At 59.6% G+C, this 18,279-nt stretch carries 13 protein-coding genes and 1 tRNA gene; 8 read left to right on the forward strand and 6 right to left on the reverse strand.

All coding sequences use genetic code 11. The features are described from left to right. Positions 1-41 precede the first annotated feature (41 nt). On the reverse strand, positions 42-1,295 hold the full coding sequence (locus tag ACMDCR_RS27425) for a sarcosine oxidase subunit beta family protein (RefSeq protein WP_413989649.1): 1,254 nt from the start codon (positions 1,293-1,295) through the stop codon (positions 42-44). 244 nt (positions 1,296-1,539) lie between these two features. Between ACMDCR_RS27425 and ACMDCR_RS27430 the strand changes: the two genes are divergently transcribed. Continuing rightward, positions 1,540-1,629, forward strand: a tRNA-Ser gene (locus ACMDCR_RS27430). A 102-nt stretch (positions 1,630-1,731) separates the two neighbouring features. On the opposite strand, the gene ACMDCR_RS27435 is transcribed toward ACMDCR_RS27430, so the two are convergent. Further along, complete coding sequence (locus tag ACMDCR_RS27435) at positions 1,732-2,691, reverse strand: hypothetical protein (protein ID WP_413989650.1); 960 nt, start codon at positions 2,689-2,691, stop codon at positions 1,732-1,734. A 562-nt stretch (positions 2,692-3,253) separates the two neighbouring features. Continuing rightward, a complete protein-coding gene (locus ACMDCR_RS27440) occupies positions 3,254-3,568 on the reverse strand; it encodes a hypothetical protein (RefSeq protein ID WP_413989651.1) in 315 nt (104 codons plus the stop codon). 703 nt (positions 3,569-4,271) lie between these two features. Between ACMDCR_RS27440 and ACMDCR_RS27445 the strand changes: the two genes are divergently transcribed. The 3 genes from ACMDCR_RS27445 (at position 4,272) to ACMDCR_RS27455 (ending at position 6,294) form a co-directional block, all read left to right on the forward strand. Beyond that, entirely contained in the window at positions 4,272-4,520 is a 249-nt protein-coding gene (locus ACMDCR_RS27445; protein WP_413989652.1) for a hypothetical protein, read from the forward strand. 318 nt (positions 4,521-4,838) lie between these two features. Beyond that, on the forward strand, positions 4,839-5,048 hold the full coding sequence (locus tag ACMDCR_RS27450; RefSeq protein ID WP_413989653.1) for a hypothetical protein: 210 nt from the start codon (positions 4,839-4,841) through the stop codon (positions 5,046-5,048). Positions 5,049-5,718: 670 nt separating this feature from the next. Beyond that, positions 5,719-6,294, forward strand: a complete 576-nt coding sequence (locus ACMDCR_RS27455; RefSeq protein ID WP_413989654.1) for a tail fiber domain-containing protein — start codon at positions 5,719-5,721, stop codon at positions 6,292-6,294. 298 nt (positions 6,295-6,592) lie between these two features. Here the strand turns inward: ACMDCR_RS27455 and ACMDCR_RS27460 are convergent, their stop codons facing one another. The 3 genes from ACMDCR_RS27460 to ACMDCR_RS27470 form a co-directional block, all read right to left on the reverse strand. Then, positions 6,593-8,917: a caspase family protein gene (locus ACMDCR_RS27460; protein ID WP_413989655.1), complete on the reverse strand. Its 2,325-nt coding sequence runs from the start codon at positions 8,915-8,917 to the stop codon at positions 6,593-6,595. Positions 8,918-9,113: 196 nt separating this feature from the next. Then, on the reverse strand, positions 9,114-10,385 hold the full coding sequence (locus ACMDCR_RS27465) for an ImpA family type VI secretion system protein (protein WP_413989656.1): 1,272 nt from the start codon (positions 10,383-10,385) through the stop codon (positions 9,114-9,116). A 183-nt stretch (positions 10,386-10,568) separates the two neighbouring features. Next, positions 10,569-11,936: a sensor histidine kinase gene (locus ACMDCR_RS27470; RefSeq protein WP_413989657.1), complete on the reverse strand. Its 1,368-nt coding sequence runs from the start codon at positions 11,934-11,936 to the stop codon at positions 10,569-10,571. Between the two features lie 265 nt (positions 11,937-12,201). Here ACMDCR_RS27470 and ACMDCR_RS27475 point away from each other — a divergent pair, with 265 nt between their 5' ends. From ACMDCR_RS27475 to ACMDCR_RS27490, 4 genes are all read left to right on the forward strand, one after another. Further along, complete coding sequence (locus tag ACMDCR_RS27475; RefSeq protein WP_413989658.1) at positions 12,202-13,959, forward strand: type VI secretion system Vgr family protein; 1,758 nt, start codon at positions 12,202-12,204, stop codon at positions 13,957-13,959. 414 nt (positions 13,960-14,373) lie between these two features. Beyond that, positions 14,374-14,925, forward strand: coding sequence for a DUF6931 family protein (locus ACMDCR_RS27480; RefSeq protein ID WP_413989659.1), 552 nt, complete (start codon positions 14,374-14,376; stop codon positions 14,923-14,925). Between the two features lie 50 nt (positions 14,926-14,975). Beyond that, a complete protein-coding gene (gene tagH / locus ACMDCR_RS27485; RefSeq protein WP_413989660.1) occupies positions 14,976-16,304 on the forward strand; it encodes a type VI secretion system-associated FHA domain protein TagH in 1,329 nt (442 codons plus the stop codon). Positions 16,305-16,470: 166 nt separating this feature from the next. Continuing rightward, positions 16,471-18,027 (forward strand): alpha/beta fold hydrolase, encoded by a 1,557-nt coding sequence (locus tag ACMDCR_RS27490; RefSeq protein WP_413989661.1) that lies wholly within the window; start codon positions 16,471-16,473, stop codon positions 18,025-18,027. Positions 18,028-18,279: the final 252 nt, after the last annotated feature.

The following is an 18,279-nucleotide window of genomic DNA, read 5'->3' on the forward strand; positions in this document are numbered from 1 at the left end:
CCATCCTCGACTCTCTCATCTCGCCCAGCCGCGCCCCCGTCTCAATGCATCCAGGCATAGGGACCGACCCCGCGCTCGTCGATCATGCGGCCCTCGCGGAAGCGCTCCAGCCCGAAATGCGCGATCAGCGGATGCGGCTGCCCCGTCGCGACCAGATGCGCCGTTGTGAAGCCGCCGGCCGGGATGGCCTTGAAGCCGCCATAGCACCATCCGCCATTGAGGAAGAGGTTGCCCACCGGCGTGGTCGAGATGATCGGATTGCCGTCGAGCGACATGTCCATCGCCCCGCCCCATTGCCTGAGCACGCGCAGGCGCCCGAGCGCGGGCATCAGGGTGACGCCGGCGGCCAGCACGTCCTCCACCATCGGCAGGTTGCCGCGCCGCGCATAGGTGTTGTAGCCGTCCAGCGCGCCGCCGAAGACGACGCCGCCCTTGTCGGACTGGCTGACATAGAAATGCCCGGCGCCATAGGTGACGACGCGATCGATCAGGGGCTTGACGCCCTCGGAGACGAAGGCCTGCAGCACATGTGTCTCGATCGGCAGGCGGAAACCCGCCATTTCGGCCAGGCGCGAGGAATGACCGGCGACGGCGAACAGCACCTTCTTCGCCCCGATGAAGCCGCGGCTGGTCTCGACCCCCGTGACCGCCTCGCCCTCGCGCCTCACGCCCGTGACCTCGCAGGTCTCGACGATGTCGACGCCGCGCGCGTCCGCCGCCCTGGCATAGCCCCAGGCCACCGCGTCATGCCGCACGGTGCCGCCGCGTTTCTGCAGGAAGCCGCCGATCACCGGGAAGCGGCCATTGTCGGTGTCGATCAGCGGCACCAGTTTTTTCACGCCCTGCCTGTCGAGCAACTCGGCATCGACGCCTTCCAGCAGCATCTGGTTGGCGCGGCGGGCAAGCTGGTCACGCTGGCCGTCGGTATGCACGAGGTTGAGCGCACCGCGCTGGGAGACCATGGCATTGTAGTTGAGGTCCTGCTCCAGCCCTTCCCAGAGTTTCAGCGAAAAATCGTAGAAGCGGATGTTTTCCCGCGAAAAATAGTTCGAGCGGATGATGGTGGTATTGCGCCCGACATTGCCGAGCCCGATGCCTCCGCGCTCCAGCACCGCGACATCGGTGATGCCGTGATTCCTGGCGAGGTAATAGGCCGTGGCGAGCCCATGCCCGCCGCCGCCGACGATGACGACCTCATAGGAGGATTTGGGCGAAGCCTTGCGCCAGGCTGGGCCCCAACCGCGATGACCGCGCAGAGCCTCGGCGAGAAGGCGAAATCCGGAATAGCGAACCATGGGCCTCGGGCAAATGCCGTTACGGTTCCCGGCATAGAGCAGGAGAAGGGGATGAGGCAACCGGATTTGTGGGGGATCGGGCGGGTGCCGGCTTGGAGTGCCCGCATATTGCAGCGCCCTTCCCTTCCGCTGGTGCAAACCAGCGACGACCGGCGGCAAAAGCGGCGAAATTTCCCCCGACTTTTACCCAACTCCGATCTTGCCCCGCGCCGAACAACTCTATATGTAGCGCCCGACCAGCCGCGGAGAGGTGGCAGAGTGGTTGAATGCACCGCACTCGAAATGCGGCATGGGGGCAACTCCATCGGGGGTTCAAATCCCTCCCTCTCCGCCATTCCACCGCTTCCTCATCATACGCTTACGTTCAATAACCCCTTGTGATTCCTTCACTTGGGCGCCTTGCCGTATCATTGTCGTTCGCAGGCGTTCGCTGCCTCTAAGGTGCAAACACCTTGATCACCTCATTTGCTGCGCTGCCGACCATGGCAATAGCGCCCATTACGAGCGTGAAGATTGGCTTATCGCTTTCAATGACGCGCGACAGAGTCGCCATGATCAATCCGCGTAATGGCTTTAAAATAAATGTAATCAAAAAACCCGCTGCTATACCCAAACGTAGAAGACTTATTAAAACTGATAAAGACATGTCCAATAATATCAAGTTTGAGCCAATACGATTTGACCAATAGTCACTCTTCGGAAAAGACGGCCCAAAATCATAATCAAAGTACGGATACATGTAAGTTCTGTAAAATTTATCGAAAAAATCTTGTAAGGTGTAAGTATCCAAATTTACCAGCGAATCTTTAAACGAATCGAAGATTTGCTTCACCATATCCATATTCAAATCAGGGGAAAAGATTTTGGCGACGAAGCTTCCAAAGCAAGCGAGCAGCAAAACAGATGCGTTGACCGATATAGATAGGAAAATATATTGAAATATTACCAATATTAAATACCCCAGTAGATTAATATAGCTTTTTCCTGTCAAGTACAGTGCCATATTCTTGGCGGCATATATGGTAATGGATGTCGATACTGAAAAGTGGAACAAAGAGAATAGTAGGATTCCGGCGTTCAAATAAATACCTGCTCCCCAAAAATCGTTGGTGTGAAGCAGGGGCCATATCACCAGGAAAAGCATCGCCGCGACCCATAACGTCGCCAGGATTGCCAGCCGGCGAAATGAAAAGAAGCGCCCGAAGAGTCGCTCCATAGCATTCGCGGCGAGGGATGCCTCGGCTTGGCCAAAATTGCCCCAGTCGACGTAGCTCATACGCAGCCACCAGGTTTCCAGCTGACCACGCAAAGATTTCTGCCCATTCTTGCCGAGCACAAAATCGATGAAGGCGCCCAAGCAACAGAAGAGCCCGATTGTCGCAATTGCCCCGCCCATGGGTGTCCTTCCACAACCCCTGTGCCCCTGTCAGCGCAATGCTATAGCAAACACAACAATAGCCCTGCGTGAAATCTTCGAGGCCCTCAAATTGAGAGTAGGCGCAATAACCCTTTGTGAGTCCTTCACATAGGCGCTTTGTCGTGCTCAGTCCCAAATCGAGGCGGTCGTCAAAGGGGTTGGCATCTTACAATTTGCGCGCCTTGCGATCGCGGATGGTTCTTGCCGCCGGAGGATTAAATATCGAGCTGCCGGAGATAGCGATGTTCACCACGCCGATCTGTGTCCTCCACACGCTTTGATGACAAGTTCCGTCAGGTGCGCCTGCTCATCGATTTTCTGATTGAGGCGTTGAGCGTCGGTTCGAATTTGAACTCGTCATCGCAGTGCTAGGGGGCTTTTTATCGCAGTGCTAGAGGCTTTTTGGCTCGCGGTCTCACCCCCGCCAAAACCCCAAGCCGACAGCCCTAAGACTTCTCGTGCTTGTAGTTTCGCCCAAGGCCGTGGTGATCATTCACCACGGGATGAGCCTCAATCCTTGCCGTCGCAAATGACGTTTTGCTCAATAGCCATCGTCATAAGGCGGCGGTGGGCGCCGATATCCATAGGGCGGTGGCGGTGGCCTGTCGTAGCCGTAGTAGCCCTCGTTGTAGTAGCGGTTGGGGTTCTGCGCCGGATGATGCCTGGTCCAATCGGTGACCTTGCAGCCGCCCTGGCTCGTGAGCTTGGAGCCTGGCGGGCAGAAGCCCCCATGGTACCGGACTTCGACGACTGACTTCGAATCCGAAGTGTGGAGCGGGGCCGTTGGAACGGCTAGTGCCGAGCTTGCAGCCAGCAGTGTCGCCGAAAGAATACCAAGGTGCAGTAATCGAGACATATTCGCCTCCTTGTTGACATGCACGCCACGGTGGCGTCTGAAGATTGAATTCCATCTGAACAAAAAAGTTCCTCAGCGTTCACGCTTGCCGGGATCGAGTTCCCCTGCTTGTCGTTCACATGCATTCGCTGTCAGGCAGAGAAATGGACAGCAAGATACAGCGCTCAGCGCTGACCGGGGGCAATGCCTCCGGGGTCCGAGCTTCCATGTGCCGTACCCGCCGATCCTCATCGTTTGTGCAGGATGAAGCTGCGTGCTCCTGTCTCCGAAACGAACTGTTACAAACAGGCGAAAAACCGGAAACCTCAAAAGTCGATACTTCGGCGAGAGTTCCGGAATACGTACATCTCGTTTCAGACAAGCGCGATGTTGGTTTACCAGGACGTTCTCGTTCTGATCGTCTCTATTGCTGCTGTTGCTTTTCGCTTTGGCCGGGATTGGCGCATTTCTTGCTTGTCGGGATTGACAGGCCAGAGGTGGCAACCATGACTATCTGGAGCCGGTAGTGGAGATATCGATTGCTCCTTCTCAACACCGCACATCAACTGCCGGCGTCCCGCTGGCGATCGTCGCCAATTCATCGCCTACCCTCGGCCAAACAGAAATCTCGAACAACAGAACAAGAAAATTACACAATCCGCTCCTTCATCGGCCATACTCAGATACCTTATAAAGAAGACATCAACACTGTTGCGAGCTGGTAATGGACTCCGAGCAAAGCCAGGCATCCGTCAACCGGCTGATAACTGAAGCCAACAAGTCGTCGGAGGCTTTGGCCACGCAGCCCAAGGATTATATTGCCATCGAGGCGAATCCGGAGCTGACGCTGGCGAGGCTCACGATTTTCGGACAAGACAAGCCTCTCGCCAGCATCGATTTCGATGCAGACCAGCTCGATATCCTCATTTCTCGAATGGTGGCAGTCCGAGACGCCATGAGCGGCCGCAAATAGCGTGGCCAACCGAGGCAGCAGATAATTTCGCCGTCACCCGCGTCGCGCCGGGTATGACAGCCGCAGGCAACGAACGTGGTCGTCGCGCGACCGCAAAGGCTCGGCGACATCAAGATTTGCACAAATGCCTTTCCGCTCTGATTTGGCGGGGAGCAACGGGGCCGTTCTTGAATATGACCAAAGCGGAACTTTTCCGCTCGGATGGAATTCACCCGAGACGGATTGCCGCCGCGTACATTCAGCAAGGAGGCAATGTCTCGATCTCTGCAAACCGCTTCAGGCAGCGTTGCTGCGTGGCCGAACACGGGAGATAATGACATGTCGAAGGCGCGAGGGCTCTTTCGAAACGAGAATAACGGCATCGAATATGCGCGGGTCGAATACGCCCCTGATGATGTTGTCGACGTTCCGCGTTTCGAATACGACAAGCAGATGTTTCAGCCGGCTTTTGATGAACTTCCTACGTTCGAGGAATACGAGGCGCGGGATAATATAACCAGCGCTCACACGCTTGGCCCGTCCGACTGAAGACCTGCGCAGCCCACTCTCATTTGCATCCTCACATACATAGCTTTTCGCGCGCAAAGCCGGCCTGGGAAGACTTGCGGAGGCCGACCAGCGCAATCCTGTCGAGCCCAGATCCTTGGCCCAGATCCTTGGCCCAGATCCTTGGCCCAGATCCCTAGCCCAGGTCCTTGGCCCAGGTCTTTGGCCCAGGTCCTTGTTCGACCGAGAATCGGCCCAACACCTCACCCGGCGAGACCTCGAATCGTCTTCTCAAAACCACTCGTCGAGCACCCGCACACTGATCCGTGAGTCCCCTCCGAGGAATTTGATACTCCATGGAGGTTGGCGTATATATTTGTGGGCTTGAATACATGGGGGAGCGCTGTTTGGGGGGGCACTGACGGGCCCATATATTCTATGACGGAGGCGCTGAAGCGGATGTCGCGACCTCCCTTAACTTGTTCGTCTACTTTCTCGGGCTCGAACACAGCTGCGCCGTGAGCGGGTGCGGCCAGATTCTCATCAAGGGCCTCCAAGAGTTTGCCTTGTCGACCTGCCGGGTGCGCCGAGTGGACAGGAAGAGCCCGGTTTGAGCTTGCTCCGTCTATGCGCGACGTCACATCCGGATACGCGGCACTTGCTATAGTTCAATATCGGCGCCTTGGGTGCGGTCAGATTTTAGGAGATATCGATGACGAGCAAATTCGATCTGCGTCGGGGCCTGTTGCTGGGGGCCTTGGGAGGCGGTTTGGCTGCTGTGCTTGCCAGCTGCGGGTCGGCCTATCGTGGCCCTGTGGTCCTGGAGGAGCCGGTACCGGATTGGGAGCGGAGACCTGTTCATCCCCAACGCCGCGTGATCTACCGCCGCAAGAAGCTGCCATCGGAGGCAGTCCCTGACAGCACAGCGTCCGGTCCCACCCCGAGTGCCGGTGGTGGAGGCGGCGGCGGTGGTGGAGGCGGCGGCGGTGGTGGTGGAGGCGGTGGCGGCGGTGGTTCCGGCGGCGGTGGCGGCTGGTCTGATCGGCGCCTCAAGACCGACATCCAAACCCTCGGCCACTCTCCCAGCGGCCTGCCGATCTATCGATTCCGCTATGTCTGGGGTGGCCCGGTCTATGTGGGGGTCATGGCGCAGGATCTCCTTGAGACCCGGCCTGAAGCGGTTATCGTCACCGACAGCGGCTATCTCATGGTGGACTACGATCTCATCGACGTGAGGATGATGACGCTGGCGGACTACGAGATGTCCGCGCATCAGTTCGCTTACTGAGGACGGTACGACCGTTGCAGCCTCGGACCTGATCCGAAATCAGGTCCGAGGCTGGAGACGGCGCATGTGCTGGTTGGCCAATCGCTTTGGCAAGCTCAGAGTCAGGCCGAAAACTCATATGGTCCATCAGCATCGAACGACGCTCAGGCGCTCAAGGAAAGAGCCGCGCTTTCCGCTCCGGATGGATCGATAGACGCTTTTGGGATCGAGGAGCTCCGCCGCGAGCCTCCGGTCTTTGCCGCCTTCCCCAGCATACCGGGGAAGGCCCGAAAACGCGCTTCGACAAAATCACAATCCGTCAGAACAGGTCGAGGCGTGGATTGCGCTTCTGCCAGGCCTTGCGGGCAAGAACCACAAGCGTGTCGTTGATATCGGCGGAGGGCGTCACGGCGTCGCTTCCCAGCTCGCTGTTCAGCTTCTCGACGGTCTTCTTCTTCTCGGCCAGCGGCAAGGCGCGAAGGCTATCTGCTTCCTCCTTGTGCTCCCCATAGGCGTCCATGGCGACGGCAAGGCTCGAATACCATACGGCCTTCTCCAGATCCCTCTGAGGCTTGGGGCCCTTCGAATAGATCCACGCCAGATTCGAGGCCGCATAATAATCGCCGCGCTCCGCGCCGATCTGATACCAGCTCATTGCGGTCGCCAGATCCTTCTTGACGCCATCGCCCTTGAAATACATCGCACCGATATTGGTGGGCGCACTAGGATGGCCGCCATCCGAAGCCTTCTTGAAAAGCTCCATCGCGGTCGCCGGATTGCGCGCTACGCCATTTCCTTCGAGATATGCGATGCCCATATTGCGCATGGCGTAGATATCGTTGCGCGCCAACGCGGCTTCGTAGAACTTGATGCCGCGCTCGGGATCGGCAGGCAGGTTCTGGCCGTAGTAATACATGGCGCCGACCGTATTCATCGCATAGGTGTGACCGAGTTCGACGGCCCGGTTCAGCAGCTTGACGCCGTCATCGACGGACTTGGGTACACCGCGCCCGAGCGTGAGATTGCGGCCGTAGGCCAGCATGGCATAGGGGTCACCGCGGTCCGATCCCATCTTGAACAGCCGATTGGCCTCGACCACATCCTGGGGGCGCCCAAGGCCGCGTTCCGCCAGGTAGCCCAACTCATAATAGGCGCGCGTATACCCGACATCCGACGCAGCATTGAACTGTTCGATCGCCCCGGCCACATCCTTGTCGGCCAGTTTGGCGCGTCCGAGTTCGTATTTGTAGCGCGCGACCTCCGGGAATTTCGCGGCAGCCTCCCCGCAGGCGGCAAGGGCCGGCAGGGGATCGATCTCGTTCGGCAGTTTTCCGGCGGTGACGCCCTGCGGGTCGAGCGGTTCGCCCGCCTGCTCATCGCAGGCAGGAACGAAGGATTCGAGCTTGCCGGTGACGACCTGGCCATTGCCGCCGGGCTGTTCGACCTTGAGCTGAACGCTCTGGATCTTGCCTTCCGAGCCGATGGAGGGCTCGAACGTCACGGCGCGAATGGCGTTCTGATCGACCACGTCGCCCTCGGCCAGCGCTTTGCCGTTGAGATACATGGTGCCAAGGTTCGGCGCCGCCGCGATTTGGATCTGCGCCCCCGTCGCGGCGCGAACAAGCGGCAAGTCACCCAGCATTGCCACCTGGCCAACGCCGATTGGAACGCGGCGCGGTGTGTTCAAGGTCTCTCCCAGCAACACGGCAACCTGCACCGGAGCCTCAACGGTCGCAACCTCGGTCGGCTGCTGCCTTGGAGCGGGCCCGATCTTGACGGCCGCGGTCGCCGTGGCCTGGGCCGGCATCGCCGCAACGATGCGGATCGCCGGTTTGGCCAGGTAGACAGGCTGCGCCAGCGTATCGACCGACCAAGGGCGCTGGCGCTCCTTGGTTGCGTCCCACACGTCCTGTGTCACCTTGTCGAGCGCCTTCTGCACGTCGACGCCCAAGGTGAAGGAATATTTGAGCATGGACGCCGTGAACGGCGACTTGTCGCCCGTGCCATCCTCGGCGACGGCCCCCGGTTGGGTCGAATAGGCGATGAGGCTGCTGGGCACGCTGGCCGGCGGCGCCAGACCGACGCCGGCCACCGCCATCTGCTTTTCGGGCCCGACCAGGAATGACCGCGACTGGAACGGATTGGTGCGGCAGGAATCGAGATAGACCAGCTGCGTCTTCGAGTTCTGCTGCATATAGGCAACGATCGTCTTGACGTTGATCGTCTCGACCTCCAGGTCGGCCGGGTCCTTCAGCTTCGCATCGATTGGAATGATGCGATTGTCACCCCCCACCTGGATGCCGTGGCCGGAATAGTAGAACACGCTGAGCTCGGACCCCGGCAGCGATCGGATGAAGCGCTGGAGGGCCTTGTCGAAGTCGTTGCGATCGAGGTCGAGCGCCGACACCACCTCGAAGCCCTGACGCTTCAAGGCCGCAGCAACGGCCTGCGCGTCGTTGTCGGGATTGTTGAGCGGCGGAACGACCGCATAATGGCTGTTTCCGACGACAAAGGCGACGCGGCGCTCGGCCGCCTTGGCGCTTGCCGGCAACGCAAGCATCGCTGCCGCGAGCGCTGCGACCGGCAGGACCGCCTTCCAGGCAAGACAATGCCGATTACCGGGGTCTCGATTTGAGGTTAGCATCTCCACTAACGCCTCCTGAAATACTTTGGGTCGCATTGTACCAGTTTTAGAAACAATTTCTCGCCGCTCTCGCGATAGTGATATCGACACCATACTCGAAAGCATAGAAGAGCAATTGCGGGCATCTTACTAAGATCTCCGAGCGTCTCGCCCGTTAATCTAGTTTCATCGCCCCGATGACTCACGACTTGTCGTCCTACTTCTCATCTTTGCGTGATATTTCCGTGAGAAGAGCATTGAAGTCCTTGGCGACGAAGTTTCTCGCCTTTTCGATCAGCATGGGAATCGGGCTCGAAGGCTCGATGTTGTTGTAGAACAACTCAACCTGGCGCATCAGCGCCGTGGCTTCTGCACGCGTGGCGACGGTATAGCTGCGCGCCTCGGCCTCGCCATCCACCTGCTTGCCTTCGTCGGCGGCAAGCGCGGTAAGCTGAGCGAAATTCAGGGCGAAGGGCGCGGTGCCGCCGATCTGGATCTTCGCCTTCTCGACCAGGCCGGGCGCCAGGATCTTCATGACCTCGACGAACGATTTTCCGACAAGCTGGTGCGCCTGCTTGATCAGCAGCCTGGCCAGGCTCGACGGTTCATGACCAGCATAATAGGCGAGGATTGCAGCCAGCGCGTTCGAGGCCTCCTTCACCGAGGCGACATCGCGCGGTCCGGAGGACGGCGATGCAACGGTCGCGGCGCTCTCCTCGATGCCTGCTTCCTCGTCGGGCTCGGTCTCCGCGAGACCAGGTTGCCGCGTCGCGACGATATCGCCGAGATAGGCGCGGATCGACTGAACCAGTTCCGGCAGTTGCTCGAATTGCGGGGCAGTCTGGTGATCGGCCTTGTCGATGAAGAGCTGGCGCAGGCCATCCAGGCTGGCCAGGATCGTTTGGAGACTGGCTTGCAGATCCACAAGCTGCTGCAGGGGTTCGAAACGAAGAAAGGCATCCTTGATGCCTGACGGATCGACGATCGTTTCCCCATCGCGGACGGGCAGTTTCTTCTCCCCCACCAGGATCGAGCGCATGGACAGCGCGCCCAATCGCTTGTCGTTGATGAGGGTGGCGCTCTGCAACGGCAAGACCACCGTCGGCAGGTCGTCCAGCGATTTCAGGAAGGCGGATCTCAGCTCCGCGCCCCCAGCGGCTTCGGTTGGATGGCAGTGCTCCCACTGCGCCGACAGCAACGCATTCGTGGCCGTGATCGCGTCGATGAAACCCTGCAGATCATCCGACAGAATATGATACTTTGCGGCCAGGATGAGATATCTGACATCGCGCGACTTCTTGAGATAATCTCTCAAGGATGACAGCGTTTGCTTGGCTTCGAACGATTTCTTATTGAATGTACGATAACTTGCCGGCAGCTGACCTTCGGCAACGCTCAGAAAGTTCTGAGCCTCCGGATCGCCATCGGGATCGGGCCCACAGGGTGAGTCGGCTGAAATCTGGTCTTCGAGGCCGGCATACACAGCCATCTTGGTCTACCTGTTGGTTCGCACCAGAGCAAAATGCATTGAGGCGGCGTTGTGCTCTAACTCTTGTTTCGACGCGCGTTGCGTTCCTGCCGATGCCGTCATATCGCAAAACGCCACGGGAAATGATGATGATCCGGGCCGGTGCCCGCAACCCCCTATATGTGGGAGCCGCCATAGCATACTTCATAGATCGGCGGCGTGACCCGCTTCCAGATTCAGCCCCTGCCGGCGAACCAGGGGCAGCCAAAGAATGGTTGTGGTTCCCTCGCCCGGCTTGCTCAGGACATCCAGCTTGCCGCCGAGAGCCTCGGCGCGTTGAGCCATGTTTCGGCGCCCGCGCCCCATCACCGGGGCTTCGGCATTGAAACCCGTACCATTGTCGGCAACCTCGACACGAAGGCCTGGCCGTCCCAGCAGAAGCGCCATCTTGCATTTGAAGCTGAGCTGCGTCGCCTTGCTGTGACCCATCGTATTGCTGATCGACTCCTGCAGGATACGCAGCACATGCAGGGCGCTCGGTGCGTCGAGCCACTCGAGCTCCGGCACATCTTCGACCATCCACTTGATGCCGATTCCGGATTTGCGCAGCTCCGGCTCATATCGATAGCGAAAGCTTGCCAGAAGCGTCGCGACATTGCCTTCCACCGGCTCGAGAGAGTCGATCGCCACCCTCAGGTCGGTCAAGGCGCCCTTCAAGGCAACCACGGCGGTGGTGCTCTCCTTGCCCTGCCGCTCGGCCGAAGCCAGCGCCGCAACCAGGCTCGACCCAATGCCATCATGGATCTCGCGCATGAGGCGCTCCCGCTCCAGCTTGACGGCATGGGCGACCTCCAGGGAATGACGCGCGCTTTCACTGGCGAGCAGATTGGCCTTGGTGGTCTCGATGCGCTGGCCCAGTGCTTCGTTGAGCTTCTCCCGCGCCTCGGCAGTAGCCAACATCCGGCGCAGGATGATGAAACCACTGAAACCCAGCAGGAGCACGCCCGCATAGGGCGAAAGCAGCAATCCCGTGGCGGGCCAGATTTTCCCTGCGAACAGATCGACAGCGGTTGCGGACAGGCCGAGCGCATAGATCGAGACCAGGACCAGCTTGTCGAGCGAGCTAATGCGCTCCCCTCCGCCCGTCGCGAAAAAGCCGAGCATCAGCAGCGTCACGCATATGCTTGCAAGGGCCACTATCCGCGTGAATTCCAGGCCATGAAACACGGTTGCAGCCGCGCCGAGCGCCAGGGACGCCACTGCTGCCGTGATGGCCAGGGGCCGCGGCACGGCCACGCCAAGGAAACTCGCCGCCAAGCCCATGGTGGCCAAGAGCAACGGATAGAGCAAGGCAGATTGGCCGGCCGGGAATTCGAATGGCCAGGCTTCGATGAAAGGCAAGCCGTCGAGATTGAATACGAACCAGGCCAGACCCGCGAATGAAAGCCACGCCAGGACGGCCTCGTTTCTCCGCAGGAGCCAGCCCATGAAAGCAATGACCGCGATGACAGCCAGGGTGTCGGTAGCGAACAGGTGCCCCAACTGCCTGAAGCCGTCCGCAACCGGGCTCATCACACCATCCTCAAAGCAAAACCACGACCCGACCGGATCTCCGCCCAACCAGAACCTTCAATGCAGAGCCAGAATAAGAATAGCAAGAATGTAGAGCCGCGCCAGTCCGCCGCCTCAGGAACTATGGCGCAGGCCCCCCCTAAATGTGGGAAGCGACAATGCGCTTGCGCGGTAGACGCTGAACTCGAAGAGAGCTAGCCTCCATTGGCCGACCTTGGCTGAATGAGGGTATGCTGTGGCACAATTATTCGCTCAAGACACGCGAATGGGATCTTTCACGAGCAGCCTTGGCAAGGACAAGCTCGTCGTAACCCGTTTCGAAGGTTCGGAGGCCCTCAGCGAACTTTTCGAGTATCGCCTCGAAGTGGTCAGCGACGACAATGATGTCGACTTCGACAAGATTCTCGGGACCAAGTGCGGTCTGGAAATCCAGTCGCACCACGAGGGCGTCAAGCGCAACTTCAGCGGTGTGCTGGTGGAGGCGCAGTGGGTCGGTAGGGATCAGGACCTTCGCTACTATCGCCTGGTGCTCCGCCCGTGGTTCTGGCTTTTGACCCGGACCACCAATTGCAAGATCTACAGCCATAAGACCGTACCGGACATTCTCAGCGAGGTGCTGGGCAACCGCGGCTTCGTCCAGTTCGAGAAGAGGCTATCGGAGAGCTACCCGGAGCTTGAATATTGCGTCCAGTATCGCGAAAGCGATTTTGCCTTCATGTCGCGGCTCATGGAGGAATACGGCATCTATTATTATTTCGAGCACAGCGACTCCGACCACAAGCTCATCCTGGTGGATTCGAGCTCGGCGCATGAGCCCAAGCTTGGCGGGGCGGCGCTCGAATTCTCGGCGGTGGGCCTCGACAACATCACCGCCAAGGACAGGCTGAACGAATGGGCGGAGGGCCGGCGCCTGCGCTCCGGCAAGGTCACGCTCGAGGATTACGACTACGAGAAGCCCAGCACCGATTTGCTGGCGGAGAAGACGGCCAGCGCCAAATACCAGCATGGCGACCTCGAACTCTATGATTATCCCGGCCGCTATACGGAAAAGGGCGAGGGCACCACGCTTGCCAATGTCCGGCTGGAAGCCGAGCAGGCGATAGACAAGCGCGTCATTGCCGGCGGCGATGCCGTCACCTGCTGCCCGGGTTTCACCATCACGCTGGACGGGACCCCGCCAGCCAGCAAGGGAACCAAATATCTGATCCTGCGGGCCAATCACCTGTTCCGGTCTCAGGCCTATCGTTCGGCCAATGCTACGGGCGACGAGGGATATTCCGGCAACTACGAGTTCCAGCCTATCGATATTCCGTTCCGGGCTCCGGCGACGACGCGAAAGCCGGTCATCTACGGGCCGCAGACCGCCAAGGTGGTGAGCGACGTGGACGACCAGTGCCGCATCGAGGTCCAGTTCTACTGGGACCGCGACAAGGTCCATTCTCGCTATGTGCGCATAGCCCAGAGCTGGGCCGGAAATGGCTGGGGCGACGTCAAGATTCCGCGCATCGACATGGAAGTGGTGGTCGAATATCTGGAGGGAGACCCCGATTACCCCCTGGTGACGGGCAGCGTCTACAACAAGGATAATGTCGCGCCCTATGTGAAGGACAAGCTCAACGCCGTATCGGGCACCAAGACCCAGACACTCAAGGGATCGGGCTACAACGAGCTGATCATGGACGACACGGCAGGAGACGAGCTGATCCGCTTCCATGCGCAGCACGATCTCGAAGGCAAGGTCGAGAACGACGAGCGGCGCGACATCGGGCAGAATGTCAAGGTCACCATCGGCAACAACCGCGACGAAAGCATCATGTCGACCTGGACGGTGAAGGCCAATGAAAAGATCGAATTCACCGTGGGCCAAAGCACTTTCACCATGGATCCGGTCAGCATAAAGCTCAAGTCGACGATGATCACCTTGGAGGCCGATGCCCTGGTCAACATAAAGTCGAACGCACTCGGCCAGGTGACGGCCAGCGCACCGCTCATCATCCAGGGCGGCCTGGTCCTCATAAACTGATGCGTTTTGCAATTTGACGGAAGGTGCCGTCAAGGTTCAAATACGATAGTTTGTTTCCACCGTTTGCGTCCGCAAATGCTGGATGCATTCGCGGATTCACACAAGTCCGAACAATGGTACAGTGGCGCAGAGGCGGCCGGTGCGCTTCGAGCGAGAGTCGGGCCCTTCCAAAAATCGACCAGACCTTACCGATCCGCCGGACACGCACGCACGAAATGGTGTTCGCTTGCGGCCCACGATACAATGACGGAGGCCAGCTGCGTCAGAGCCGGTTCAGGACCCGACACAGATGCTGCTGAGCATTTTTGGTTGGACGAAATCGGTATAAATTGCAAAAATGCGTTTAAACAAAGAGTTAGAGAAGAAAATGTTTCGATCTGAACGCATTTTGCTTGAGCGGCCGAAGGAGACGAGATGAAGCATCTTCGGTTCTCGACGGCCCGACAAGTCATCGACGCCTTCCCGAACCTGCGTGGCGAGTTTTCCGGCAACCTCGAACTCGATCCCTTCGCGTTCATTGACAGCTTGATAGCGCAAGGAAGCGTACGGAAGGCGATGGCATTTTGTGCCTTTGTATTGCCTCGCCGCGAGGCGGTTCAGTGGTTGTGCGATGCGTTGCGCCAACAGGCACCGCGGCCGAGCGGGGCCGACGCGGCTCTGCTGAAGCTGGCCGAGGAATGGCTGAAGGCGCCCATGGAGGCGACACGCCGCGCGGCTCTCGACGGTGGCATGGAGGATCCACTCAAAGGGGCCTGCGCCTGGGCCGCGCTGGCAGCGGGCTGGAGCGGCGGCAATCTGTCGCCCAATACCGAACAGCCTGTTCCCCCGCCGCAGCACCTGACCGGCCATGCCGTGAATGTCGGGCTGACGCTGCTCGTTGCGAGCCTGCCTCTGGCGAAGCAGCCCGACAAGATGGAGGAACTGGTTGGCGATGCGGTAGCGCTGCTGCGCCGCGGCAGCGCCTGATTGATTTTCGACGAACTGCTTTTTTTGCGTGACAGGATTTCATACAAGCCATGCTGACGCTGAGGATCGAGAACTATGATCGCCTGCCGGACGGCGGGCCGCTGGAGTTCACGATCGACAAGCGCGGTTTCGATTTCGGGCGAGACCAGCATCTGGACTGGACACTGCCGGATCGAAACCGGGTGATCTCCGGCAAGCATTGCGAAGTCCGCTTCTATGATGGCGCCTATTGGCTGACGGATACGTCGACGAACGGCACCTTTCTCAATGGCGCCAGCAAGCGCCTGCAAAGCCCCTACCGCCTGGCTGATGGCGACAGACTGTCTGTCGGCGAATATGTGCTGGCCGTATCCGTCAAGCTTGCGCAAGCCCCTCCGCCGCTTGCGCAGCCGGCTTCGCCCTCCTTCGCCCAGAGCCCCAGCCAACCGTCAGCGGGCTCAGACATCTGGGATAGCCCGCGTGAGGCCCCCCCTCCCATCGATGCCCGCGAACTCTTGCCGCCGTTGCGGGAAGCCGAGCAAGGGCCGGACTTCCTGCATCAGGCAGCCTATGTGCCGCCGCCTTTCGAGGAGCCGGAACCGATACGCAAGCCGACGCCTGCCTTTCCCGCACCACCGCCGGCCGGCAGCCCGTGGGGGAGCGATGACGACCTTCCGGCCCCACCCTCCAGGGCCAGGCCACCTGCGAACGAGGCGCCTGCGGCTGCGTTCATCCCCAAGGATCCGATCGACGCGCCGAAGCCGGCCATGGCTCGCAGCACACCGGCGCCCTCGCCTTCGGCAGATACCGGATCAAGCGAGTTCATTCGCCGGTTTGCAGCGGGCGCAGGGATCCCCGAGGGCCTTCTCATGGGCGCGGATGCCGGCGATGTGGCCGAGGAGGCCGGCCGGCTCCTGAATCTCGCCTGCCTGCATGTCATGGCGATGCTGCGCGCCAGGGCCGAGGCCAAGGCTCTGTCGCGCAGCGGCAACCGCACGATGATCAGTGCCGACGACAACAATCCCTTGAAATTCATGCCGACTCCCGAAGAGGCGTTGCGGGTGATGCTCGGTCCGAAGACCCGGGGCTACCTCGACGCCAGGACGGCGCTCGATAACGCCTTTGGGGACCTCAAGATGCACCAGGTCGCCTTCCTGGCGTCGATGCAGGCGGCTCTCACGGAACTCTTCGACGAATTGTCGCCTGAGGCGATCAAGAGCGCCGGGGACAGCAAGAAATCCCTGCTGTCCTCCGGCAAGAGCCGATATTGGGATGTCTATACCGAACGCTGGCTCGCACGAGTGGGCCGCCGCGAGCATGGCATGCTCGGGGCCTTCCTCGATCTCTACGCTGAACAGTACGACAAGCTGAGCGCCTCCACGCGCAACAGGCATTCATAGGTGTGGCTGCTTTATTTTATCGGTACTGATGCACGATCATATTGCTGATTGCCTCGTAAATTAACCAAGGTCGGCGGCGATGTATTATCGGGGTCGGAACAGGACCAGGGAAATTCTCACAAGGCAACATCTGCTATAGACTGTTACAAGCAATTGGGCGTTTCACATGAAGAGCCCGCTGCAGATCAAGGTGCTGGGCGAATTGGTGGTCCTGCGGGACGCCAAGGAAATTCCCCTGCCCCAGTCAAAGAAGACGCGCGCTCTCCTCGCCTACCTGGCTGTGGTGAACCGGCGCCAACGGCGCGACCATCTATGTGATATGTTCTGGGAGGCGCCAGACGATCCGAGAGCTTCGCTGAGGTGGAGCCTCTCAAAGCTTAGGCGGGTTATCAACGAAGACGACGAGAAGTCCTGCCTCGGAACCGACCGAAGCAGCGTATCTCTTGACGTCGAAAAGCTTGACGTCGATTTGCAGCACGTCGCCCACATCACGGCGAAAGACGTGCGTGCCCTTGGCACCTCAGATCTGGAAACGCTGGCCGCCGAGTTCCGGGGGCGGTTTCTTGAGGGCCTCGAACTGCCTCGTTGCCCCGTGTTCGAGGCTTGGCGCATATTTCACGCCGACGCATTGGATCGCACCAGATCACTGATCCTGCAGGTGCTTGTAGAACGGCTGCGCAGCGAACCGGAACGGGCGCTTCCGTACGCCCGAGCCCTGCAGTCCATGGATCCGACCGACGTGCACGTGTCATCGGAAATGAGATCGCTCGCCACGTCGGCTCGACAAGATACAACGCGACTGAGATCGGCTAGCCTTGAGACGCCACATGAGGCCAGCCTTCCCGATGAATATCCCAGCCTCAGTGAACACCAGCAGTCCCAGGCGATACGATATTGCAGGAGTCCGGACGGCGTGCGAATTGCCTACGCCGTTTCAGGGAGGGGTCCACCCATTCTTCGTGCGGCGCATTGGATGTCGCATCTGCAATATGAATGGGAAAGCCCGGTGTGGCGACACTGGATCGATTCGCTGTCGAGAGAGAACACGCTCATTCGATACGACGAGCGGGGCAACGGCCTCTCCGATTGGAATGCCGATGACCTATCCCTTGCCGCGATGGTTTCCGATCTGGAGAGTGTGGCCGATGCCAGTGGCCTGAACGGGTTCCCACTGCTTGGCGTCTCGCAAAGCTGTGCTGTCTCGGTGGCCTACGTCGTCCGGCATCCTGAGCGGGTATCGCACCTGGTTCTCTATGGCGGATATGCAAGGGGTTGGCGAAGGCGGGGGAACCACCGCGAGATCGACATTCATGAAGCCATGACGACATTGATCCGCGAGGGATGGGGCAAGGACAACCCGGCATTCCGGCAGTTGTTCACCGAAGCTTTCATTCCGGGCGCAAGCCGCAAGCAGATGGCTTGGTTCAATGACCTGCAGAAGGAGACGGCCTCGCCGGCCAATGCCAGTCGACTGCACCATGCCTTTGGCGACATGGATGTTTCGGCAATCTTGCGAGAAGTCAGCGTTCCGACTTTGGTCCTGCATGCCAGGAATGATGCAGCAGTCCCGTTCGAGGAAGGCAGGGCCCTGGCGGCTGGCATACCGGGCGCGCGCTTCGTAGATCTCAACAGCGCAAACCATATTCTCCTCGGCGACGAGCCGGCCTTCGGCGACTTCCTGCGAGAAGTCACATCCTTCATCTCAGTCGCCAATCCAAAATGACCGATCGGCTCGGCTGACTACTCGCGGGGCGATGTTCCGAGGGCGCTCCAGCAGCGAGTATTCCAACGTTTCAGCCGCATTTTTCAACACAAGCAACAACACTGCTTCCAATGCAGGTCGGCGATCATCGAGATCGGGTTTGAGGCACATTGCGATTTACCGGCCTCGGCAAGAATCTCAAAGACGCGTCGAAACAAAGAGTTAGAGCAGAGCAGCGTTTACACTTAGACGCGCTTTGCTCTGGTGAATGGA

Source organism: Labrys okinawensis (assembly GCF_047345005.1).
Classification (GTDB): Bacteria; Pseudomonadota; Alphaproteobacteria; order Rhizobiales; family Labraceae; genus Labrys; species Labrys okinawensis.